This window comes from Pseudoduganella umbonata, from assembly GCF_014192225.1.
In the GTDB taxonomy this organism is placed as follows: Bacteria; Pseudomonadota; Gammaproteobacteria; order Burkholderiales; family Burkholderiaceae_D; genus Rugamonas; species Rugamonas umbonata.
Map to the genome: position 1 here is coordinate 1,215,669 of NZ_JACHXS010000001.1, position 22,739 is coordinate 1,238,407.

Consider the following 22,739-nt stretch of genomic DNA (forward strand, 5'->3'; position numbering starts at 1 on the left):
CCGTCATCGCCTGACGCGATATCAAAGTGACATGGCATGCGTAACCGTCAATATTACCCTGAAGTGGCGGCGCGTGTGCGGGGCCCTTTTGGCACGATCGTTCGATTGGACGGGGTTTCCGCCAAACGAAACACGGCGAAATCGGCGATCCGCTGACGCGACAGCGTGGTCCGGAAACCGAACAGGCCGGCGCCAACCCGTTGGCGCGACGCGAAATACTGCACATTGTCGACATACAGCCGGGTGCCCGCGCCATCGACGACGATGCGCACCCGGTAGGGGTGATTGGCACGCAGCAGGTATGGACTGTCGGTATATTCCTGCAGCAGTATCCGCTCGCCGCTGCCGTCGTAGCGGCGGAAGCGCGTCGTCGCGTTGTGGTTGCCGCCGATGCCGGCATAGAACATCGGCACGCGGTCGTAGTCGGACAGCCTGCCCGACAGCGGCCGCGTCATCTTCGCCTGCCAGAACATGTTCATGTCCGACAGCCGGTCACCCGGATTGCCTTCGTCGAGCACCGTGCACGTATAGGAAATTTCGTAATGGCCATCGAGCGGCTCGGCCAGCCACACCGTCAGCCCGCCGCGCGTGTCGAGCAGCAGCGCGCCGTCCTTCACCGTCACGACATCGCGCGGATCGCCCTTTTCCGCCTCCACCCGCCAGCGCCGGCTGTCGAAGGTCGTGAAATCGTCCCGCACCAGCAACCTGCCGGGCGGCGCGGCCCGGCCGTCGAGCGCCAGCAGGCCCAGCGCCCCGAGCCCCCACTGGGCCGCCGCATTGGTGGACATGCGCGGCGCCTCGTCGATATCGTCCAGCACCGCCGGCCGCGCCACCCGTCGCACCGCGAAATCGACATCGCGCAGCCCCGCCTTGCCGGCTTCGAACAGGCGCCATGCTTCCGTCATCAGCCCCCCTCTCTCCGCCACGCTGCCTGCCTGCGCCGCCGCGTAGCCGAGCAGCCGGGCATGCCCCTGCGACAGGTTCAGCTTGCCGAGGTCCTGCCCGAGCGCCGCCTTTTGCGCTTCCGGCGTGGCGTTGTACAGCCGGCAGTAGCGCAGCCACGCGTCGCGGAACGCCGGCTCCGGCAAGGTGCGCAGCAGTTCGGCGCAGATCTCCGTCAGGCCGAACACGGCGGACAGGTGCGATACCGAGATCTTGTCCGAGTCGCTGATGCGGAACGCGCCCGTGTCCAGGTCCATGACGGCGCTGCCGGTGAAGAAGCCGCGCGGCTGCGCCGCGATCGTCCTCATGCTGGCCAGCAGTTTATCGCGCCAGACCTTGTCGCCGGTGCGCTCCCAAGCGGTGAACCACGCGCCGGCGATGGCGCCCCAGTCGGTGCCGAACCCCACGCTGGCTTCGTTGGCGCCAGGCGCCGCGCGCTGCCCGATCTTCCGCCCCGGCACGATGTCGCGCAGCCGGCGCACCGCATCCTGCTGTTCGGCCAGCAGGTCGCCGATGCGCTCGTCGGCCGTCAGGTAGTACATGAAACGCCGGTTGATCGCCGTGGAAATGCGCAGCTGCTTGGCGCTGTCGCCCCAGTGCTGCACGCCATGGCGCGTGCCGAGCGGGCTGAACGGGCCAATGTGGTGGACATCGACTTCGCCCGTATGGCGCGTCATCGCCTCGGCGAGACGGAACGCGTCGGCGCGGCCCGAATGCAGGAAGTAGTGCCACAGCCAGATGTCGGTGGACAGTTCCGAATTGTCCCAGGCGAAGCCGCCGACGTCGTAGCGCCACTGGTGGCGGCGCGGATCGTAGGTATGCATCACGTCGCCGTAATCCCAGAAGCCGTACCAGCGGCGCTGCTCGACCTGGCCCTTGTAGTAGTCGAACAGCGCCGCCAGCCGCGCTTCCAGCGGTGCCGCCCGTGCGCCGCCCCGTCCCTGCGGCGCCCAGTAGTCGCTGAATACGCCGGCCGCGTGCAGCCGCTCCGGCGGCGCCATCAGCCGGGGCGGCCGGGCGATGCGTGCGCCGATCGCGGCCAGGCCGGCCGCTGGCGGCGTGGCCGGCAGCAGTTGCAGTTCCAGCTCGCTGGTGCGCGCGATGCCGTGCGGCGTGCCGAAGCCGGGCTCGTAATCCTCATACGTGATGTCGAGCGCGGCGCGCTGTTTCTCGTGCGTCTCCTGGCCCATGCCGTCGTGGAAGAAGCGCAGCTGCATCGGCGGCGCTTCCGGCGCCCACAGCCACAGCGTGACGGCGCAATCGTCGCCGGCGGCGCCGGTGATGTCGATCTGGCCCGGATAGCTTTGCCAGAAGTTGCGCACGCCGAACGCCACGCCGCCACGCACGCCGCCCACGTAGGCGGTACCGCCGGCGCGCGTGCCGCCGCCGGCCGGGATCCAGCCATGGCCCTTCGCGGTCCGCTTGACGATGGTGAAGCCGTCGGCGTTCGGCTGCACCAGCCGGTAATCGCCGAACGCGGGAACGTATTGCAGGCCATCGCGCACTGCCGGCGGCAACTGCTCCGCGGGCGGCAGCGGCAGGCCGGCCACCTGCAGGGCGGCGTTGGCCTCCCCCACGTCGCGCCGCAGGCCCGTCAGCCCGCGCACGCTTTCGGCAAACACGCCGCCGGCGGCGGACGTGAAGCGCACGTGGCGGTCGTGCGGCGCGCCGTCGGGCGCCGTACCGAAACGCAGGCCGATGCCGCGCACAGCAAGCCTGGCCGGATCCACGTCGACGACGAACGTGTGCAGCACGCGGACCGCATCGCTGTCGCGGTGGAACTCGAGCCGCAGCGTGAACGGCAGCAGCGCGGCTCCCGCACCGGCGGCGCCGCCCGCGCGGTGCGTGCCGGTCAGTTTCAGCACGGCGCGCACCGGGCCGTCCTGCTCCACGTGCACCTGCGCGATGTCACCCAGCCAGCGCTGCCGCGGCGCCGTGCCGCCTTCGCCATCGCTCACGGCGTCGTTCACCGCATCCGTCAGCAGCACCAGTTCGCCATCGCGCAGCAGCGTATGGCCGGCCAGCGCGACCCCGTCGAGGACCTTGCTGCCCTTGCCCGGCACGCGGGCCCGCAGCCTGCCGGTATCGACGACCAGGCCATCGCCGTCGCGGCTCACCATGCCGGGACCGGCCGGCGCCGCCGGTCCGGGCTGCAGGTCGTAACCGGCGGCCGGGGTGCCGCCACCGACCGCGTGGCCGCTCCATTTCAGCGAACCATCGGGCCAGAACGCCAGCGGCCACGACTGGATCGGCGCTGCCGCGCCACCGGCGGCGCGCAATGAAAAGCCGCTGTCGCGGGGCACCAGGCCCTGCGGCCACGGTACGCCGAACGTGGTGCCGGCGAAGCTGCCGGGCGGTTCGCCATCGAGCCAGCGCAGCGCGGTTGCCGGTGGCTGCGCGGTGGAAGTACTGTCGACGGCGCCGGCATCGGCGGCGCGTGCCGGCAGCATCGTCAAAGCCGGCGCGCCGGCCAGCAGCGCGGTGAGTTTCAGCAGGTTGCGGCGGTCCATCGGTCTCCTTGGTTGTGTCAGGTTATGGCTCAATAGCGGTATGCAAGCGAGACGCCCAGTGTACGACGTTCGCCCAGCCAGCCCGCCACCGAACCGTAATCGCCGTTCACGAGGCGCTTGTAGTAGGTCTTGTCGAATGCATTGTTCAGGAAGACCGACGCGCTCCATTCGCCGTCGCCCAGCTTGCCTTCGGTACCGGCCGCGAATGCGGCGAGGCCGTAGCCGGGTACCCGCGTGAACTGCGACGTGTCGACGGTACCGAACATCCAGCTGCGGTAGGCGTAGCGGGCCGAGACGAACGAGCGCAGGCCGCTGTCGCCCGTCCAGCCGTAGCGCACGCTGGCGTTGGCGGTCAGCTTCGGCGCGTTGAACACGCGCGCGCCGGTGAGGTTGCACGACGGCGGCGGGTTCGGCGCCAGCGTCACTTCGGGCGGGCAGCGCGCGTTGTCGTAATGCGTGTAGTACGTGTCGTTCCACACCGCCGCCGCGTCGATGCGCCAGTTGCGGTCCGGTGCCCAGCGCGCGCTGGCCTCGGCGCCGCGCGAGATGAACGTGCCGGCGTTGAGCAGGTACACCTGCTGGTCGTCGGGGTTGTAGCCCTGGGTCTGGAAGTCGCCGATCTCGGTCAGGAACAGCGCGCCCTTCAGCGCCAGCCGGTCGCCGGCCAGGCTGGCCTTGACGCCTACTTCGCCGGTCTTGGTTTTTTCCGGCTTGATGTACAGCGAATCGAGGCCGGCCTGGCGGGCCGCGCCGGCCGAGATGTTCAGGCCGCCGGATTTCTCGCCGTACGACGCGGCCGCATAGGTGCTCCAGCCGGGAGCCGTGCGCCAGGTGGCCGTCAGCGTGCCGGACGGCAGCGTGTGGTTTTCTTCCAGGTAGCCGGAATTGAACGGCACGCGGTTGTAGCGGATGAAGCTGCCGCCCTTCTTCTGCACGTTGGCGCGCACGCCGGCCGTGATGTCGACCGAGTCGCCCACGTGCAGCGTGCCCTGCGCGAACGGCGACAGCATGCGGTCGCGCAGCAGGCCGTGACGGATGATGTCGAGGTTGCGGAACGCCGTGCTGTCCAGCCACAGGGCCGGCACCGTGGTGTTGGCGTAGCGCGTGTGCGCCAGCGTCTGGGCGTGCTGGCCCAGGTACGTCAGGCCCAGCGCATATTCGAGGGGGCGGCCGGCGGGCGAATCGAGCCGTACTTCCTGCGACCACGTCTTGTCGCGCACCTCGGTGCCGGTATTGGCATAGACCTGCACCGACAGGCCGTCGGCCATCGTCGGCTGCGAATGGAAGTAGCGCAGCGACGTGACCGAGCGCAGGCGCCAGCCGCTGTCGAGCTGCAACTCGGCCAGCGCCGACACGCCGCCCTGCACCACGTGGATACGGTTCTCGTCGTCCAGGTCGACATGCGGGCCGAACACCACGTTGTTGCCCGCCGCGGCGGAATGCGTCAAGTACGTGTCGCGGCCGTCGACCGCGTGCGTGGCCACCAGCACCGCGGTCGGTTCGCTGTTGCTGTTGTTGTAGTCGGCGGACAGGCGCAGCGTGAATCGGTCGCCGCCACGATACAGCAGCTGGCCACGGACGCCGTTCGACGAGCCGCCATTGAGCTTGTTGCCGGTGCGCAGATTGGTCACCGCGCCGTCCGAATTGCTGCGCACCACGTTGACGCGGCCGGCCCAGTCCTGCGACAGGGGGCCGGAGACGACGCCGCGCACGCGCTGGTAGCCGTGCTGGCCGGCCGATACCGCGACGCTCGCCTCGGGCACGAAGGTGGGCGATTTCGTCGTGATGTTGACGATGCCGCCGGTGGCGTTCGCGCCGAACATCGTGCCCTGCGCCCCGCTCAGCACCTCGGCCTGGGCGATGTCGCCAAGGCTCGACAGCATGCCCGGACGGGCCAGGTAGACGCCATCGACATAGACGGCCACGCTGCCCGGCATGCCGATATTCGAGTCGCCGGAGGCCTGGCCGCCGCCGTCGCCGACGCCGCGGATCGTCACCTGCATGTCGGACGGGTCGGTGCTCTGGATGTTCAGGCCCGGCACCAGCTGCTGCAGTTCTTCCAGCGTGGTGACATTCTGCTCGTCGAGCTCGGCGCCGCTGATGCGGTAGGACGACGTGGGCGTGCGCTGCGGATCGTCTTCCAGGCCGCCACGGCCGGCCTGGCGCGTACCGCTGACGGTGACGGTCGCCATCGCCGCAGGCTGCGCCGCCGCGGCGATGGCGGGCGTGGCGGGAGCGGCCGGCGCGGACACCTTCCGCAGCGGCACCGCCGCCGGCGCTTCCGGCTTCGCGATGACGCGGCGGCGGATCGTCAACGATGCGCCGCTGCCGCTGGCCAGCTCGAAGCCGCTGCCATCGAGTGCGCGGCTGATCGCCTCCGCGGCGTTGTAGCGGCCGACGACGGGCGCCGAGCGCGCGTCGCCCAGCAGGCGCGGGTCATAGGCCAGCGCCACCCCGGTGTCGGCGGCGATCGCCAGCAATGTCTGTTCGAGCGGCGCGGCCGGCAGCCGGTAGTCCTGGCGCCCGGCCTGGGCATGGGCGCAGGCAGTGGCCACCAGCGCGGGAAGAGTGGCCAGCACGGCCACGGTCAGGGAATGCTTGTGCAAGGGATACCTCATTGATGTCGTTGGTAATCCCCTTGTGGGACGAGATGCGAAAAGCGTCAGCGCCAGCCGAAAAAAAATGTCATTCGACGACGGTCAGCAGCCCGTAGCGCGCGACTTGCACCGGCAGCACGCCGGCGACCTGCCGCAGCGCGCCCTCCAGGTCGGCGAGCCGGAACACGCCGCTGATGACGTGCTCCGCCGCGGCGCCGCGCACCCGCAGGATGCCGCGATGGTAGCGGCCGAAGGCTTCGGCCAGGTCGGGCAGCGGCAGGCGGTCGGCCACCAGCATGCCGCGCGTCCACGCGGTGGCGGCGTTGAACGACAATGGCGACGCTTCGGCGCCGTCCCCGTCGAAGGTGTACGCGGTGCCGGATGCGAGGGCGACGGGTGCGCGGCCCGGCAGGCGCAGCGACGCGCCGGCGCCGCGCACGGCAACGATGCCGCGCCGCCCCAGCCGCCCGGCACACAGCTCGGCGCCATCGCAGCCGATGTCCGCGCCGGCCACCGCCACGGTGAGCGGACCACGGCAGCTGACCAGCAACTGGCCCTGCCGCAGGTGCAGCCGGATCGGGGCGCCGGCCGGGCCGCCGGTCCGCGAGGCGCGGGCGAGATCGATGCGCGAGCCGGCATCGAAGCGCAGCGCGGAGCCGTCCGCCAGCGTGGCCGCGCCGTGCTCGCCGACGCCGCTGCGCCAGGTCGCATCGTACCCCAGCTCGTTCGCCAGCTTCCAGCCGCCGGCGCCGGAGACGGCCAGCATCGCCATGCCGAAGCCGGCCCGCAACGCGCGGCGGCGCTCTTCCACGGGATGGCGCAGCGCGCGCGCCATCGCGATGCCATCGCCGGCACGGGGGCCGCGCATCCGGCCCAGCCGGTCCTGCAGCGACGCCCATGCCGCCGCGTGTTCCGGCGCGCCGTCGTGCCACTGGCGAAATGCCGCCAGTGCCCGGTCGTCCTGATCCGGATCGCGCAGCCGCACTTCCCAGTCGATCGCCGTGCGCTCGGCGCGGCTGCGCGCGGGGCTGCTCATGGTGCGCTCATGCCGCGGGCCAGCACGCGGCCAGCGCCTGCGCCACGTACTTGCGCACCATGCTGACCGACACGCCGAGGCGCTGCGCGATCTCGGCATAGCCGAGCTCCTCGAACTGGCTGAGGATGAAGGCCTCGCGCGCCTTCGACGACAGCGTCGCCAGCGCGGCATCGATGCGCACGATCTCCTCGACCGTCATGCAGACTTCCTCGGCGGAAGCAGCGTGCCCTTCCGGCCGCAGTGCCAGCTCGGCCAGCCACGCGCGTTCCAGGTCGCGGCGGCGCCAGAACTCGTACGTGAGGCGGCGCGCGATCGTCGTCAGCAGCGCGCGCGGCTGGCGGATGTGGCTCACGTCGTCGAGCGCGGCCAGTTCGGTGAAGGTGGAAGCGGCCAGGTCTTCCGCATCGTTGCGGGACCCTACCAGCCGGTGGACGGCGGCGGTCAGCCAGCCGTAGCTGCGCTTGAATTCACTGCCCAGGAAGGCGTTGCGCAGCGCCAGGAGTTCGTTGGATCGGGGTGCGGCGTTCATCTTTTCCGGCGTTCATCATCTATTTGTCGGCAAAACCGCGGCTGGCACGGCAGGATGCCCGGTGCATGGCCGCGCCGCCAATATAGAGGGACCGATCAGGAAACAGAACGAACCATTCCGACTATGCTTCGTCGGAATTCGCCATTGCGGCGAAGAGGGCAAGCGCCTGGCGCGGAAACCGCACCGGGTGCCGGGGATAACCCGGCGCTGCAGGGAATAACGACCGACGGATCAGCGCGGATTGCGGCGGCGTTCGCCGTGCCGATGGAATTGCGGCGAGCACAGCACGCGCAGCGCGATCTCGCGCGGCACGCCGGCACGCTGCATGTATTCCAGCGCCGGATGGATGCCATCCTCCTCGACAATCTTCAATGCATCCTCCACACGCGCAGCCGTCGTTGCGTCAGCGCGCGACCTCGTCGTGCCGCGTTCCGCCATGATGCTTTCCAGTCACAAGAAACCGCAAATGGTACACCAACGCGGGGGCGCGCGGCGCCCGTTTTCTTGTCTTTTTTCTACGCCAAACACTGCACGCCGCCACTCAGTTGCCGATGCCCGTGCCCAGTGACCGGCGCAGGTCGTCCAGCGATGCGGGCTTCGTCAGGTGCAGGTCGAAACCGGCCGCCGAGGCCCGTTCGACATCGCCTTTGCGGCCATAGCCCGTCAGGGCCACCAGCCGCAGTGCGCGCCCGGCGGCAGCCTCGCGCAGCGCCGCGGCCAGTGCATAGCCGTCCATGTCCGGCAAGCCGATGTCGAGCAGCGCGGCATCGACCGGCCGGGCGCCATACGCGGCCAGCGCCTCATGCGCGGTGTACGCCACCCGCACATCCAGGCCGATATGGCTCAACATTTGCGCGCTGGCCTGCGCGGCATCCTCGTTGTCGTCGACCAGCAACACGCGCAAGCCCTGCGGCACCGGCACGTGCGGCGCCCCGGCGGGCGCCAGGCCGCGGGGCGCCAGCGGCAACAGCACTTCGAACGTGCTGCCCTGCCCCTCGCCGGCACTGTGCGCCGTCACCCGGCCGCCGTGCAGCTCGACGATCTTGCGCACGATCGCCAGCCCCAGTCCGAGCCCGCCGGTACGGCGCGCCAGTTGCTGCGGTGCCTGGAAAAACGGGTCGAACACGCGCGCAAGCAGGTCCGGCGCCATGCCGGCGCCACGGTCGCTGACAGCCAGGCGCGCCATGTTGCCGTTGCGCGTCGGCACCTCCGCCAGCGTGACCGTGGCTGCGCCGCCACCGAACCGGCCGGCATTCGACAGCAGGTTGCCGAGCACCTGGGCCAGCCGGCTGTCGTCGCCGGCAACCCACAGCGCGTCCGGCGCCTCGAGCGACACGCGCAGGCCGGTTGCCGCGGCGGCAACCGCCTGCCGCACGATGTCGGCCAGGTCGACCGGCCGCAGCTCCAGCTCCAGCTTGCCCGAAGCGATGCGCGACACGTCCAGCAGGTCGTCCACCAGCCGCTTCAGATGGGCCACCTGGCGCCGCAGCACGGCCCGTTCGCGTTGGGCGCCGGCATCGCCGCGCAGGTCCATCAGGTCCAGCGATGCAACGATCGGGCTGAGGGGATTGCGCAGCTCGTGCCCGAGCACGGCCAGGAATTCGTCCTTGGCGCGGCCGGCTTCGCGCGCCTCGGCCAGCGCCTCTTCCTGCGACGCCACCGCCCGTTCGAGGGAAGCCAGCAGGTCCGAGCGCTCGCGTTCGTGCCGGTCGCGCGCGGCTGCCGCCGCGGCCAGCGCCTGCCCCATCTGCCCGATCTCGCGCACGCGCGACGGCTCGACCAGCACCGGCTTGCCGGCCCCGAGGGCGGCGGCGCCCTGCACCAGGCTGTCGATGCGGCGCACGATGCGGCGCGCCAGCAGCGAGGCCAGCGCGATGCACGCCGCCAGCGTCAGCGCCAGGCCCGCCGCGTACACCATGGCGCCGCGCAGCAGCGGCGAGCGCAGCGACGCGGTCGGCGCGCTGACGACCACCGTCCAGCCCCAGCGCGACGATGTCGTGAAAGCGGTACGCACCGGGACGTCCTCGATGGTCCGCGAATCGCCGGTGCCTTCGCGGGCGGAGCGCATCAGCCGCTGCAGGCCGGGACTGGCCATGCCGGCCAGGTAGCGTTCGTGCTCGCGGGACCGCGCCACGCGCCGCCCGTCGCCATCCATCACGGCGATCACCCAGTCGCCCGGTGCGCGCTGGCGCCGGATCACGTTGACGATGCGGTCCGGCGCGATCACCGCGGACAGCACGTAGCGGCCGCCGGGCAGGTCGACGGGCACGCGCACGGGGAATGCCGCGCGGCCGCCGGCGCCGCGTACGACCCCGCCGGCGACCGGTGCGCGGCCGGCCACCGCGCGGGCCAGGCTGGAAGGATCGGCCACCGGTGCCGGTGGGGCGCCGAACGGCGCCATCGTGCGGAATACCGAACGCCCCGCCGCGTCGGACAGGATCACGCCCAGCCACTGGGCCTGCGCCCTGGCCTGCTGCGTTGCCACGTCATGGAAGGTGCGCATGTCGCCACTGCGCGCCAGCGGGGAATTGGCGATGCCGGCCAGCGCCGCCGCGGCGCCGTCGTGTTCGGCATCGACGGCCGACGACAGCGCGCGGGCCAGTTCAAGCATCGAACGGTCCTGCTCGCGCTGCTGCACGCCGGCGGCCGTCATCAGGCCCCAGGAGCCGAGCAGCGCGAGCGGCAGGAAGCCGATCGCTGTCAGCAGGAGCAGCAGGTGGCGCAGGCTGAGCGTGATGCCGCGGCGGTCGTGCATGGGTCGGGCCCGGCTAGGAAAAGGCCGATTATAGCGGGCATCCTTCGTCCCGGCAGGGTCCGGCCTGGCTTTCAGGCTGCTGTCAACCGGCCCCTGCCAGCTGGCTCCTGCGATATGCCTGCGGTGCGCGGCCCACCAGCGCCGTGAAAGCCCGCGTCAGGTGCGCCTGGTCGAAGAAGCCCAGCTGCTGCGCCAGTGCCGCCAGGTCCGGGCAGGCCGGTGCCGCCAGCAGCGCCGCCGCTTCCTGCAGCCGGTAGCGTTGCACGACCCACTTCGGCGGCACGCCCACGTGCTCCTGGAACAGGCGCTGCAGTCCCCGTTCCGGCACGCCCGCCACCGCCGCCAGCATGGCGACGGAAACGGGCCCTTGCGGCGCCGCGGCCGCGTCGAGGGCACGCTGGGCCAGCGCCGCGCGGGGATCCGGCCGGGCCGCCGCCGCGGCCGGCGCCAGCAATGCCAGCACCGGCGCCATCATCGCGTCGTCGTCGCCGCCGCCCTGCACCTGCCGCGCCGCGGCGCCCGCATCGGTGCCGAACACCTGTTCCAGCGGCAGGACCTTGCCGGTCAGCGAGGCAGCCGTTCCCTGCCACCATGGCCGCAGGCCGCCGGCGCGCAAGCGCACGCCCAGCGCCCGTCCGCGGCCCGACAGGGTCTTGTCGAACGCCCCCCGCACGACGCCGTGCAGCGCGCCCGCCCCGGCTTCGAAGACGAGGTGCGCATGCGGATACGGCAGCACGCGCTGCACCTGGGCCGGCGCGCCCTCCAGGTTCCATTCGACGATCCACAGGTAGTCGACGAACGGGGCCAGCACGGCCGGCGGCGGGTAGCGCCGCAGGCCGAAGCGGCGCGGCATCGCGTGCGGGTCCAGGATGCCCTTCGGTAAGTCGTTGCCCGCGTGTTCCCGCATGTCGCTTTTTTCCAATCCGCCTCCGGCCCCGCCCGATATAGTGGCGCCATTATCAACCAAGGAGGATGCCATGCACACCATCGCCGCCCTTGCCCTCGCCGCCGGGCAGGCAGTCGCCCCGGGCCAGCCCGCCGAAGCGGCCGGCACGTTCGACGTGAAGATCGTCCCCGTCCCGGTCCCCGCCGCACGCGGCACCGGCGACGATACGCGGGCACGCATGACTCTGACGAAGACTTTCCATGGCCCGCTATCCGGCGCCGCCGAGGGGGAGATGCTGACGGCCGGCACGCCGGCGGCCGGAAGCGCCGGCTATGTGGCCCTGGAGCGCTTTACCGGCAGCCTCGATGGGCGCCGCGGCAGCTTCGTGATGCAGCACTCGGGGACCATGCACGAAGGCCGCCAGGACCTCGCCATCGTGATCTCGCCGGGGTCGGGCACCGGCGAACTGGCCGGCATCGCCGGGACCGCCACGATCCGCATCGACGGCAAGCAGCATTTCTATACGCTGCGCTACACGCTGCCGTCGCGCTGAGCGGAGGGCGGGCGGGGCACTCATGCCGCCTGGCTGACCGCCCCTCGATCCAATCGACGGCAGCAGCGTACTGGTGTCGGACACCGGTCTCTGGGTGTCGGACACCGGTTTTTTCCAGACCCTGCCCGATCATCTGCGCAGAAAACCGGTGTCCGACACATGAATGTCCGACACCAGACACCCCGCCTGCGACGGAAGAGCCCAACAGGAATGATTCTCATTCCTGGTGGATGTCGCCTATAATGCCAGTCACCTGAACCTTCGCTGCCACCGCCGCCGCCCTGCCCGCGCGCGCCGGTGCGCGGCGTGTCAACCGCCCGCCCCGACATGAAACGCGATTCCCTGCCCGCCGGCGCCACGCCTGCCGCCCCGCTGCACCGCCCGCTGCGCCGCCTGGTTCTGCCGACCTGGAAACAGGTGTGGTTCCAGCTGCACTGGTTCATCGGCATCACGGCCGGCACCGTCCTGGTCGTGATCGGCCTGTCCGGCGCGCTGCTGGTGTTCAAGGAAGAGATGCTGGACCTCGCCAACCCGGGCGTGCGTCACGTGCCGGTGCAGAACGCGCCGGTGCTGGCGCCCCAGCAGGTGGCGCAGGCGGTGCGCGCCGCCCACCCGGAGCGCCGCGTCACGTCGGTGATCGTGTATTCGGCGCCCGGCGCCGCGGCCCGCGCCGGCCTGGCCGCGCTGCCCGGCCAGCCGCGCGGCGAGTCGGTCTACGTGCATCCTTACGCCGGCACGATCCAGCCGGAACTGGTGGGCGAGGCCGCGTTCGAATGGATCGAGTTCCTGCACCGCTGGCTGCTGCTGGAACGCGAAACGGGCAAGCCGGTGACCGGTACGCTGGCACTGTGCCTGCTGGGGCTGGCGCTGTCCGGCCTGTACCTGCGCTGGCCGCGCAACGCCGGCAACTGGCGCACCTGGCTGACCGTGGACACGCGCCTGAGAGGCCGCTCGTTCCTGTGGGCGCTGCATGCGGTGGCCGGGACCTGGGCGCTGCTCGCCTATATGGTGTTCACGCTGACGGGCGCGTACTGGGCGTTCGATGCGGTGCGCGACACGGTCGATGGCTGGGCCGGCGTGAAGCGGCCGCCGCGCGAAGCGCCGGCGAAACCCGCCGCGCGGACCCCGGGCCAGAAACGCGACAGGCCGGCACCGGTGGACCTGGCTCCGGCATGGAACACGTTCACGGCCAACGCGCCGGGCTGGCAGATGGCGTTCCTGCGCTTCACCGACAAGCCGAACGCCCCGGTCCAGGTGGCCTGGCTGGCCGCCGACGCGCCGCACCCGCGAGCCCGCAGCGCGATGACGATCGCCCCGGACGGCACGCTGGCGAAGAACGAACCGTATGCGGCGAAGTCGGCCGGCGCCCGCGCGCTGACGACCATCTACCCGCTCCACATCGGCACCTACTTCGGCCTGCCGGGCCAGGTCGCCATGATGCTGGCCAGCCTGGCCCTGCCCGGCTTCGCCGTGACCGGCTGGATGCTGTACCTCAAGCGCCGGCGCCAGGCCCGCGCCGCGCGCGCCGAACGCGCGCGCCTGCAGGCGATCGACGGCGCCGCGCATCCGCCCGCCGCGAGCGCGCTCGAGCCGGTGTTGGTCGCCTACGCCAGCCAGACCGGCCAGGCCGAACGCCTCGCCCTGCGCACCGCCGCCGCACTGCGCGCTTCCGGCACGCCGGCCGATGTGCGCGCCGTCGCTACGCTGACCCCCGCCGACCTGGCCGGCTACCGCGACGCGCTGTTCGTGGCCAGCAGCTATGGCGAAGGCGAACCGCCCGACGGCGCGCGCCGCTTCGCCCGCCAGCTGGCCGGGCGCGACGTCCGCCTGCCTGCCTTGCAATATGCCGTGCTGGCACTGGGCGACAGCGCCTATCCGCAGTTCTGCGGCTTCGGCCGCGCGCTCGACGGGCGGCTGGCCGAACTGGGCGGCACGCGCCTGTTCGCCCCGGTCGAGGTGGACAACGGCGACGAGGCCGCCGTCGCGCGCTGGTCGTCCGCGCTGGCCTGCCTCGGCGCCGCCCCGCTGGCGGCGGCGCCGGCCAATGCCGGCGAACCATGGCAGGCGTGGACGCTGGCGCAGCGCACGCTGCTCAATCCCGGCAGCCTTGGCGCGCCGCTGTATGAAGTACGCCTCGCCGCGCACGGGCAAGCGCCGGCGCCCGCCTGGCTGCCGGGCGCGCTGGTCGAGATCCAGGTCCGCCACGCCGATGCCGTCGTGCAGGCCTGGCTGGCGCAGGCCGGCCTCGATGGCCGGGCCGTCGTCGGCCGGGACACGCTGGCCGCCCTGCTGGCCGCCAGCGAACTGCCCGATGCCGGCCACCGCTTCGCTTCCGCGGGCGCCTGCGCCGCCGTGCTGAAACCGCTGGCACCGCGCCGCTATTCGGTGGCATCGCTGCCGTCCGACGGCGCGGTGGAACTGCTGGTCCGGCAGGTGCGGCACGAACAGGGGCTGGGCCTTGCGTCGGGCTGGCTGACGGCGCACGCGGCACCGGGTACCGCGCTGCGCGCACGGCTGCTGGAAAATCCCGGCTTCGCGCCGGTCGATGCCGACGTGCCTTGCATCTTCATCGGCAACGGTTCCGGCCTGGCCGGCCTGCGCGGCCACCTGCGTGCCCGCGTGGCCGCCGGCCGGCAGCGCAACTGGCTGCTGTTCGGCGAGCGCCAGCGCGCGTTCGACGGCATCTGCGCGGCCGAACTGGGCGGCTGGGCCGCCGGCGGCTTCCTGCCCGAACTCGACCTGGTGTATTCGCGCGATGGCGAAGGCTATGTGCAGGACCGCCTGCGCGCCCGCGCCGCGGTGCTGCGCGCCTGGATCGCCGACGGCGCCGCGGTCTATGTCTGCGGCAGCCTGCAGGGCATGGCCGGCGGCGTCGATGCCGCGCTGGCCGACCTGCTGGGCCACGATACGGTGGAACTGCTGGCCGCCGAGGGCCGCATCCGCCGCGACGTGTACTGACACGTCACCGCCATACCCCTTTCCCGCCATGCCGGCATCCCTCTTTTGGAAGAGGCGGCCGGCCAGGGGGCCGCTGCGCCTACCTCTCGTCATATACTGCCGGCAACCAACAACCAGTGATTGCCCTGCCATGCCCGGTACCCTGCGCTCCTCCCTGCTGAAAGCGGCCATCGTGCTGCTGACGGCCGCGATCTTCGCGCTCGACGCGTTCACGTCGATGGACAGTGCGATCGCCGTGATGTACGTCGTCGTCGTGCTGGCAACCGCGCACGTATGGCCAGGCCGCGTGCTGGCGGTGACGGGGTTCTGCCTGGTGCTGACGCTGTCCGCGCACCTGATCACCGGCTATTTCGGCGTCGTCAATTCGTCGCTGGCCCGCTGCGCCGTGAGCCTGGCGGCGATCGGCATCAGCGGCTACCTTGCCCATGCGGGCGCGCAGGCCACGGCCCGGCTGCTGCAGCGCGAGGAATCGCTGCGGCTGTCGCGCATGCAGCTGGCGCACGTGACGCGCGTGACAACGCTGGGCGAGCTGGCGGCGTCGATCGCGCACGAAGTGAACCAGCCGCTGGCCGCCATCTCGGCCAACGGCGAAGCGGCGCTGCGCTGGCTGCGCCGCCAGCAGCCCGACCCGCAGGAAGTCGAACACGCGCTGCAGCGGATGCTGGCCGACACGTGCCGCGCCAGCGAAGTGATCCGCCGCATCCGCGCGCTGGCGCAAAAAGGCGACGCGACGCTCGCGCCGGTCGACGTGGCCGGCATCGTGCACGACTGCGCCGCGCTGCTGCAGCGCGAGCTGGCCAGCCATGGCGCCACGCTCGCCGTCGACGTGGCGGACGGCCTGCCGCCGGTCGCCGGCGACCGGGTACAGCTGCAGCAGGTACTGATCAACCTGCTGATGAACGGCATGCAGGCGATGGAGCCGAACGGCGGCACGCTGCGGCTCGCCGCCGCGCCATGGGGCGATGGCGTGCGTATCGCCGTCACCGACGAGGGGCCGGGCATCCCGGAAGACCAGTGCGGCCGGCTGTTCGAACCGTTCTACAGCACCAAGCCCGATGGCATGGGGATGGGCCTGCCGATCTGCCGTTCGATCGTCGAGGCGCACGGCGGACGCATCGCGGCCGTGCCCGGCGGCCCCGGCGCGACGCTGGAGATCTCGCTGCCGGCCTACCGGGCCGCCGCCGCATGAAGCCGCTGGTCTACATCGTCGACGACGACGCGGCGCTGCGGGATGCCTTGTCGAGCCTGCTGCGCTCGGCGGACATGGACGTCGCCACGTTCGGTACCGTCGCCGGATTCGTCGCCCACTGCCGCGACGAGCGCAACAGCTGCCTGCTGCTGGACGTGCGGCTGGGCGGCCACAGCGGCATGGACCTGCATGCCGAACTGAAGGCACAGGGCTGTGCGCTGCCGGTGGTGTTCATGACCGGCTTCGGCGACATTCCCATGTCGGTGCGCGCCATGAAGGCCGGCGCCGTCGACTTCCTGGCCAAGCCGGTGCGCGTGGAGGAACTGCTCGACGCCGTCGGCCAGGCCCTGGCCCGCGACGCCGCCGACCGTGCCGGCCAGGCCGAGCTTGCCGGACTGCGGCAGCGCTACGCGACGCTGACGCCGCGCGAGCGCGAAATCATGGCGCTGGCCGCGCGCGGCCTGATGAACAAGCAGATCGCCGCCGAAGTGGGCACCAGCGAGATCACCGTCAAGATCCACCGCGGGCAGGCCATGAAGAAGATGCAGGCAAAAACCTTCGCCGACCTGGTCCGCATGGCCGAAGCGCTGCAAGACCGGTAAATACCCGCCTATACCCACGTATGATTCCCCTCCTCGCGTCATCCCGGTAAGCTCCTGCCGATTGCCATACCGGGAGCCGCAGTGTCACTCACAGATCAGGAAGTCTGCATCGTCGACGACGATGCCTCCGTACGTACGGCCGTCAGCAGCCTGGTACGCTCGCTGGGCCTGCGCGCCCGGCTGTTCGCCTCGGCCGAAGAGTTTCTCGCCGCCGGCTGCGCGGCCGACCTGGTGATCTCGGACCTGCAGATGCCGGGCATCAGCGGCATCGAGCTGCTCGAGCTGCTGCGCGCCCGCGCCGACCGGGTGCCGTTCATCATCATCACCGCCTTCCTGCAGGACACCGCGCAGGGCCGCGCCACGCAGGCCGGCGCAGCGTGCATGCTCGGCAAGCCATTTCGCGCCGATGCGCTGATCGGCTGCATCGAACGGGCCCTGTCGCCGGGCGCTCATACGCACGTATGATTCCCGCCGCCGGCGCGGCGCCTTATGCTTTGTTCACGATGCACGGCGGTACAAGAAGAATGATGCCGCCGGCATCGCCGACCAACTCCCAGCCAACGAGTAAGCCATGAGACAGCTGACGATTCCCCGCGCCGCGGCGACGGTGCCAGATATCCACGAAACGCTGCCCGCCGGGCACCAGGCGCTGCATGACCGGCACGAGGCCCTGCATGACCGGCACGAGGCCCTGCGGGCCGACGAGCGCATGCGCTGCGCCCGCGACGTGCACGACATCGTGCTGCAGGATCTCACCGCCGTGCTGCTGCAGCTGCGCGCCGCCAGCGGCAGCGGCGATCCGGCCCAGGTGGCGGCCTGCCTGGCCACCGCCATGCAGGCCGCCGAACAGGGCCTGGCCAGCGCCCGCGATTTCGTGCGGCGGCTGCGCGCCGCGGCACCGCAGCGGCAGCGATCGGCCAGCCTGGCTACCACGATTCGCGCGGCGCTGGCGTGCCAGCCGCTGACGGCCGGCACCCGCCTGCGCCTGCAGCTCGACGACGACGCCCTGCTGCCGCATGCCGCCTGCGAACAGGTGGCGATGATCGTCCGCGAAGCCGTCGGCAACGCCGCGAAGCATGCGCGGGCCCGCAACGTCGCCTGCCGCCTGCGGGTGCGCGCCGGCCGCGTGCAGGTGCAGGTGCGCGACGACGGCACCGGCTTCGACATCCACGTGCCCCGCGCCGGCTTCGGCATCGGCGGCATGCACGAACGCGCGGCGCTGGCCGGTGCCGCGCTGGCCATCGACAGCGCGGCCGGGCGCGGCACCACCGTCCACCTTTCCCTTCCACTCGATGCAGGAGAATGACATGTCCATATCCGTAATGCTGGTCGACGATCACCCCCTGGTACGCCTCGGCATGGCCGGCGTGGTTTCCCGCCAGCCCGGCTACGCGGTCACCGGCGAGGCCGCCGATGGCGCCGAAGCCATCGACCTGTACCGCCGCCTGCGCCCCGACGTGGTGCTGATGGACCTGATGATGCCGCGCGTCGGCGGCCTCGAAGCGCTGCATGCGATCCGCGAGTTCCATCCGGAGGCGCGGGTCGTCATGGTGTCCGGTTCCGACGGCGAGGAACATGTCTACCGCGCGCTGCATGCCGGCGCCCGCGCCTACCTGCTGAAGGATGCGCCGGAAGCCCAGCTGGCCGAATGCCTGCAGGCGGTGGTGGCCGGCCGCCGCTACGTGCCGCCGGACGTGGCCACCCGCCTCGCCTCGCGCCTCGACAACGACGCGCTGACCGGCCGCGAACTGGACGTGCTGCGCTTCCTGTCGCAGGGCATGTCGAACAAGCTGATCGCCCGCGCCGCCGGCATCGCGCCGGGCACCGTCAAGTACCACGTGAAGAACATCATGGCCAAGCTCGGCGCCTCGTGCCGCACCGAAGTGCTGCGCGAAGCGGTGCGGCGGGGCATCGTCGATATCGTGCACTGACACGGTGGCGCGGCATGGAAGCATCGGGTACAATCCGGTGCTTCTGATAATCAATTCTCATTTACATGACGGCCGGCCCACGCTTCCGATACCGCCGCGCAGTGCGCGGCCGCTGCGCGCACTGCGCGATTGCGCTGGCCGCGCTGGCCGCCGCCGCACTGCCGCTGTCCTCCCCGCTGGCGGCCGATGCCGGCTCCGTCGTCATCGACGGCCAGCGCGGCGGCTACCGCACGCTGGCCGTGGCCGGGGCCACCAAGACCGACGCGCTGCCGAAGGACCTGCCGCAAAGCGTGCGCACGCTGACGGCCGAACTGCTGCAGGACGCCGGCGTGACGTCGCTGGCGGGCGCGCTGGACCTGGCCAGCGGCATCGCGCGCCAGAGCGACCTGGGCGGCCTGTGGGACAGCTACGCGATGCGCGGCTTCACGGGCGACCCGAATTTCGGCTCCGACTACATGGTCAACGGCTTTGCGGCCAGCCGCGGCTACAACGGCCTGCGCGACATCGCCGGCACGCAGGCGGTGGAAATCCTGAAGGGGCCGGCCTCGGCGCTGTATGGGCGCGGCGAGCCGGGCGGCACCGTCAACATCCTGACGAAGAAGCCGCGCTTCGCGCCGCGTTACGCGCTGGAAGCCGGCGTGGCCAGCCATGCGACGCGCCGCGTGGCGGCCGACCTCACCGGGCCGCTTTCCGATGCCGTCGCCTATCGCCTGAATGCCGCGCACCAGGGCGGCGACAACTTCCGCGGCCTGCACACGGACCGCGACTACGTGGCGCCATCGCTGCTGTGGCTGGCGGGACCGGACACCACGGTCTCGTACGAACTGGAAGCGTCGCGCCAGCGCTCGCCGTTCGACCGCGGCATCCCTGTGCTGGACGGCGGGCCAGGGGTGCCGGTCGAACGCTTCCTCGGCGAACCGGCCGACGGACCGGTCACCGTCAAATCGCTGGGCCACCAGCTGTTCGTCCAGCATGGCCTCGGCAATGCCTGGTCCCTGCAGGGCGGCGCCGCATACCGCGACAGCTCGCTGGCCGGCTACTCGACCGAGGCGAACGACGTGCTGCCGGACGGGCACACGCTGCGGCGCCAGCGGCGCTTGCGCGACTGGTCGGCCACCGACCGCTCGGCGCGCGCCGAACTGCTCGGCAGCGTCAGCGCGTTCGGCGCACGGCACGCGCTGCTGTTCGGCGTCGATGCCTACCGGTTCGACGACTCGCGGGTGCAGCTGCGCCGCAACCCCACCACCGCGAATCCGTATGCGATCGACCTGTATGCGCCGGCATACGGCAACCAGGCCGCGCCGCTGGCGCTGTCGATCGACACGCTGGAGCACCAGCGCGCCCATGCCGTGTATGCGCAGGACCAGGTCACGATCAATGAACAGTGGAAGTTGCTGGCCGGCGTGCGCCACGACCGCTACCGGCAGACCGTGATCAACCACCGCACCGCCGCCGTCAACGCGCAGGCGCTGTCGGCGACCAGCCCGCGTGCCGGCATCGTCTGGCAACCGTCCGGCTCCCTGTCGCTGTACGCCAGTGCCGCGCGGGGCTTCCGCCCGAACAGCGGCATCAGCATCGGGAACACCGCCTTCCCCGCCGAACGCAGCGTCTCGTACGAACTGGGCGCCAAGGTCGACACGCGCGGCGGCCTGGCCGGCACGCTGGCGCTGTACCGGATCGACAAGGAAAACGTGCTGGCGGTCAACCCGGTCAACACCGACTTCGCGGTCGCCGCCGGTGAAGTGGCCAGCAAGGGCCTCGAACTCGACGTGTCGGGCGAACTGGCTCGCGGCGTGTGCCTGTCGGCCGCCTATGCCTATACCGATGCGCAGGTGACGCGCGGCGACAGTGCGATCGCCACCGGCAGCCGGCTGCCGAACGTGGCGCGGCACAGCGGCAACCTGCTGCTGGTGGCCGGCAACGCGGTGGCCAGCCTCGGCGGCGGTGTTGCCTACGTGGGCGAGCGCCGCGGCGACGTGGCCACCTCCTCCGGCTTCACGCTGCCCGGCTACACCACCGCGCGGCTGCTGGCGGCCTGGCTGCCGTCGAAGCAGCTGCGGCTCGCGGTAAATGTCGACAACCTGTTCGACCGCCGCTACTACGCCAGTTCGTACAGCCGCCTGTGGGTCGCGCCGGGCAGCACGCGTACCGCGGCGCTGACGGCGACGTACGTTTTCTGAGAACCTGCCGATGAATCACCCGAACCGGATCGCCTCGATCGACATCGCACGCGGCATCGTGATGCTGCTGATGACCGTCGACCATGTGCGCGAGACTTTTTTCCTGCAGCACCAGGTTGGCGACCCGATGGCTGTCGCCGATACCGATCCGGCGCTGTTCTTCTCGCGCATCGCCGCGCATTTCTGCGCGCCGATGTTCGTGTTCCTGACCGGACTGGCGGCCTGGCTGTACGCCAATCCCCCGTCGGGGCCGCGCGACGCCACCGGCTTTCTTGCCAGGCGTGGTTTTCTGCTGGTCGCGCTGGAACTGACCGTCGTCAATTTCGCCTGGACCGGCGACTTCACGCCATCGACGCTGTACCTGCAGGTGATCTGGGCGATCGGACTGGCGATGCTGGCATTGGCGCTGCTGCACAAGCTGCCGCTGGCCTTGCTGGGGGTGCTGGGCGCGGCGATCGTGGCCGGCCACGATGCGCTGCGCTTCGCGCCCGGACCGGGCACCTTCGGCGCCGCGGCGTGGACCATCCTCGAACAGCGCGGCTTCCTGTCCGAAGGCCCGTTGCGTGTAAAAATCAGCTATCCGCTGCTGGCGTGGATCGGCGTGATCCTGCTCGGCTATGCGGCCGGCCCGCTGTATGCGCGCGCCACGTCGCCGGCACTGCGCCGCCGCCGGCTGCTCGGCATCGGCGCCGCCAGCCTGGCGCTGCTGGCCGTGCTGCGCGGCGTGAACGGCTACGGCGAACCGGTGCCGTGGACCGCGCACGGCGATCCGCTGCTGACGCTCATGTCGTTCGTGAATTTCACGAAATACCCGCCGTCACTGGATTTCATCCTGCTGACGCTGGGCGTGGGCGTCATCGTGCTGGCGCTCGTCGAACGGCCGATGCGGTGGACCGGCATTGCCGCCGTGTTCGGCGGCGCGCCGATGTTCTATTACCTGCTGCACCTGTACGCGCTGCTGGCGTTGCAGCGCATGGCCGCCTTCGCGCTGGACGTGCCGCGCGCCGACGTCGATCATGTCTGGCAGGTGTGGCTGTCCAGCGTGCTGCTGGCGGCCGCGCTGTACTGGCCGACCCGCTGGTTCGGCCAGTACAAGCGCACCAGCGGCAAGGCCTGGGTGAAGTACTTCTGAGATGCCGGAAACCAGGACTGGCGGTCGCGAGTGCCCCAATGCGCCACGGTGACAAAGTGCGAGAGTTCCATGGCACATGCCGTGCTAGGATCGGACACCCGAACCCGACAGGAGACTCAATGCCCCCACGTTCCCCAAAGACCCCACCGAAGAAGGCGCGGTCCGCCGGCACGACCGCCGCGAAGAAGTCCGGAGCGAACAAGCCTGCCGGCAAGACCGGCAATGGCAGCGACGCCCCTGCAAACGCTCCAGCGCCGCGCGCGCGCGCGGCGGCGAAGGGCGCGGCGGCCGCCTCCCCGCTGTTGTTGTCGGATGACGTGTCCGGCATGGTGAAAGACCTGCTGGGCAATCTGTTGTGGGACCTGCTCAAGGAAGGCTGGCACCAGGCGGCGCCACTGCTGGCGGACCTCGCCAATGCGCTGCCGCTGGCGCAGTTCGCCACGCTGACAGGCCAGCCTCCGCCACGCGGCGCGCGCGGCAAGGCTGCAGCGGCAGCCCGCTACGACGCGTGGTTCGATGGAGTGATGACCGCACTGGTGCAACTGCGCCAGCGGGCCGAAGAGCTGGACTACATCGCCAGGGAATTCGAAGCGGAGCTGGAGGATATCGTCGCACGCGCCGCCGAGATGCTTGTCGACGCCGCCGCTCAGGACAGCCCGCTGCAGGCCGAACGGCTGATGCGCGAGGTGCGGAACTATTTCAACTACATTCATCTCGACCGCACGCTGCCGGCCAAGGGCGTCGCGAAAAAGGGCGGCAGGCCGAAAATCTAGCAGCGCACTCCGCCGGGTGCTCCAGTCAGGTCTTGCCGCACTGGCAGACCTGGCGGGGCTGGTCGTTGATCAAGGCGCTGTTCGCGTTGGCTCGACAGTTCCTGTCGGTACGGAACTTTTTACCCGTTCTGTTGTCCGTTCTTTTGTCTCAATGTGCCGGACTCAT

At 71.0% G+C, this 22,739-nt stretch carries 17 protein-coding genes; 10 read left to right on the top strand and 7 right to left on the bottom strand.

Annotated features, from left to right (window positions below):
* Positions 1–53: 53 nt before the first annotated feature.
* From FHS02_RS04985 to FHS02_RS05015, 7 genes are all read right to left on the bottom strand, one after another.
* On the bottom strand, positions 54–3,452 hold the full coding sequence (locus FHS02_RS04985; protein ID WP_217496911.1) for an exo-rhamnogalacturonan lyase family protein: 3,399 nt from the start codon (positions 3,450–3,452) through the stop codon (positions 54–56).
* 29 nt (positions 3,453–3,481) lie between these two features.
* Complete coding sequence (locus FHS02_RS04990; RefSeq protein ID WP_175424737.1) at positions 3,482–6,058, bottom strand: TonB-dependent receptor; 2,577 nt, start codon at positions 6,056–6,058, stop codon at positions 3,482–3,484.
* 79 nt (positions 6,059–6,137) lie between these two features.
* Positions 6,138–7,085, bottom strand: coding sequence for a FecR family protein (locus FHS02_RS04995; RefSeq protein ID WP_175424738.1), 948 nt, complete (start codon positions 7,083–7,085; stop codon positions 6,138–6,140).
* Positions 7,086–7,092: 7 nt separating this feature from the next.
* Positions 7,093–7,614: a sigma-70 family RNA polymerase sigma factor gene (locus FHS02_RS05000; protein WP_137313078.1), complete on the bottom strand. Its 522-nt coding sequence runs from the start codon at positions 7,612–7,614 to the stop codon at positions 7,093–7,095.
* A 231-nt stretch (positions 7,615–7,845) separates the two neighbouring features.
* A complete protein-coding gene (locus FHS02_RS05005) occupies positions 7,846–7,986 on the bottom strand; it encodes a hypothetical protein (RefSeq protein ID WP_175424739.1) in 141 nt (46 codons plus the stop codon).
* A 169-nt stretch (positions 7,987–8,155) separates the two neighbouring features.
* The gene (locus tag FHS02_RS05010) at positions 8,156–10,369 is read right to left on the bottom strand and encodes a hybrid sensor histidine kinase/response regulator (RefSeq protein WP_137313079.1); all 2,214 of its coding nucleotides are present in this window, start codon (positions 10,367–10,369) and stop codon (positions 8,156–8,158) included.
* An 82-nt stretch (positions 10,370–10,451) separates the two neighbouring features.
* On the bottom strand, positions 10,452–11,276 hold the full coding sequence (locus tag FHS02_RS05015; RefSeq protein ID WP_137313080.1) for an AraC family transcriptional regulator: 825 nt from the start codon (positions 11,274–11,276) through the stop codon (positions 10,452–10,454).
* Positions 11,277–11,346: 70 nt separating this feature from the next.
* Between FHS02_RS05015 and FHS02_RS05020 the strand changes: the two genes are divergently transcribed.
* The 10 genes from FHS02_RS05020 (at position 11,347) to FHS02_RS05065 (ending at position 22,573) form a co-directional block, all read left to right on the top strand.
* Positions 11,347–11,808, top strand: a complete 462-nt coding sequence (locus FHS02_RS05020) for a DUF3224 domain-containing protein (RefSeq protein WP_137313081.1) — start codon at positions 11,347–11,349, stop codon at positions 11,806–11,808.
* Positions 11,809–12,135: 327 nt separating this feature from the next.
* Positions 12,136–14,766: a PepSY domain-containing protein gene (locus FHS02_RS05025; protein WP_137313082.1), complete on the top strand. Its 2,631-nt coding sequence runs from the start codon at positions 12,136–12,138 to the stop codon at positions 14,764–14,766.
* 130 nt (positions 14,767–14,896) lie between these two features.
* Positions 14,897–15,955 carry a sensor histidine kinase gene (locus FHS02_RS05030; RefSeq protein ID WP_175424740.1) on the top strand — a complete coding sequence of 353 codons (1,059 nt, stop codon included), beginning with the start codon at positions 14,897–14,899 and terminating at the stop codon, positions 15,953–15,955.
* A complete protein-coding gene (locus FHS02_RS05035; protein ID WP_137313084.1) occupies positions 15,952–16,557 on the top strand; it encodes a response regulator transcription factor in 606 nt (201 codons plus the stop codon). The genes FHS02_RS05030 and FHS02_RS05035 overlap by 4 nt, the downstream gene beginning before the upstream one ends.
* A gap of 81 nt (positions 16,558–16,638) precedes the next feature.
* Positions 16,639–17,022: a response regulator transcription factor gene (locus FHS02_RS05040; protein WP_137313085.1), complete on the top strand. Its 384-nt coding sequence runs from the start codon at positions 16,639–16,641 to the stop codon at positions 17,020–17,022.
* 106 nt (positions 17,023–17,128) lie between these two features.
* Positions 17,129–17,863 carry a sensor histidine kinase gene (locus FHS02_RS05045; protein ID WP_137313086.1) on the top strand — a complete coding sequence of 245 codons (735 nt, stop codon included), beginning with the start codon at positions 17,129–17,131 and terminating at the stop codon, positions 17,861–17,863.
* Between the two features lies 1 nt (position 17,864).
* The gene (locus tag FHS02_RS05050; protein ID WP_175424741.1) at positions 17,865–18,488 is read left to right on the top strand and encodes a response regulator; all 624 of its coding nucleotides are present in this window, start codon (positions 17,865–17,867) and stop codon (positions 18,486–18,488) included.
* A gap of 65 nt (positions 18,489–18,553) precedes the next feature.
* Entirely contained in the window at positions 18,554–20,668 is a 2,115-nt protein-coding gene (locus FHS02_RS05055; RefSeq protein WP_137313088.1) for a TonB-dependent siderophore receptor, read from the top strand.
* Between the two features lie 10 nt (positions 20,669–20,678).
* Positions 20,679–21,800 (top strand): acetyltransferase domain-containing protein, encoded by a 1,122-nt coding sequence (locus FHS02_RS05060; protein WP_137313089.1) that lies wholly within the window; start codon positions 20,679–20,681, stop codon positions 21,798–21,800.
* Positions 21,801–21,919: 119 nt separating this feature from the next.
* Positions 21,920–22,573, top strand: coding sequence for a hypothetical protein (locus FHS02_RS05065; protein ID WP_137313090.1), 654 nt, complete (start codon positions 21,920–21,922; stop codon positions 22,571–22,573).
* Positions 22,574–22,739 lie beyond the last annotated feature (166 nt).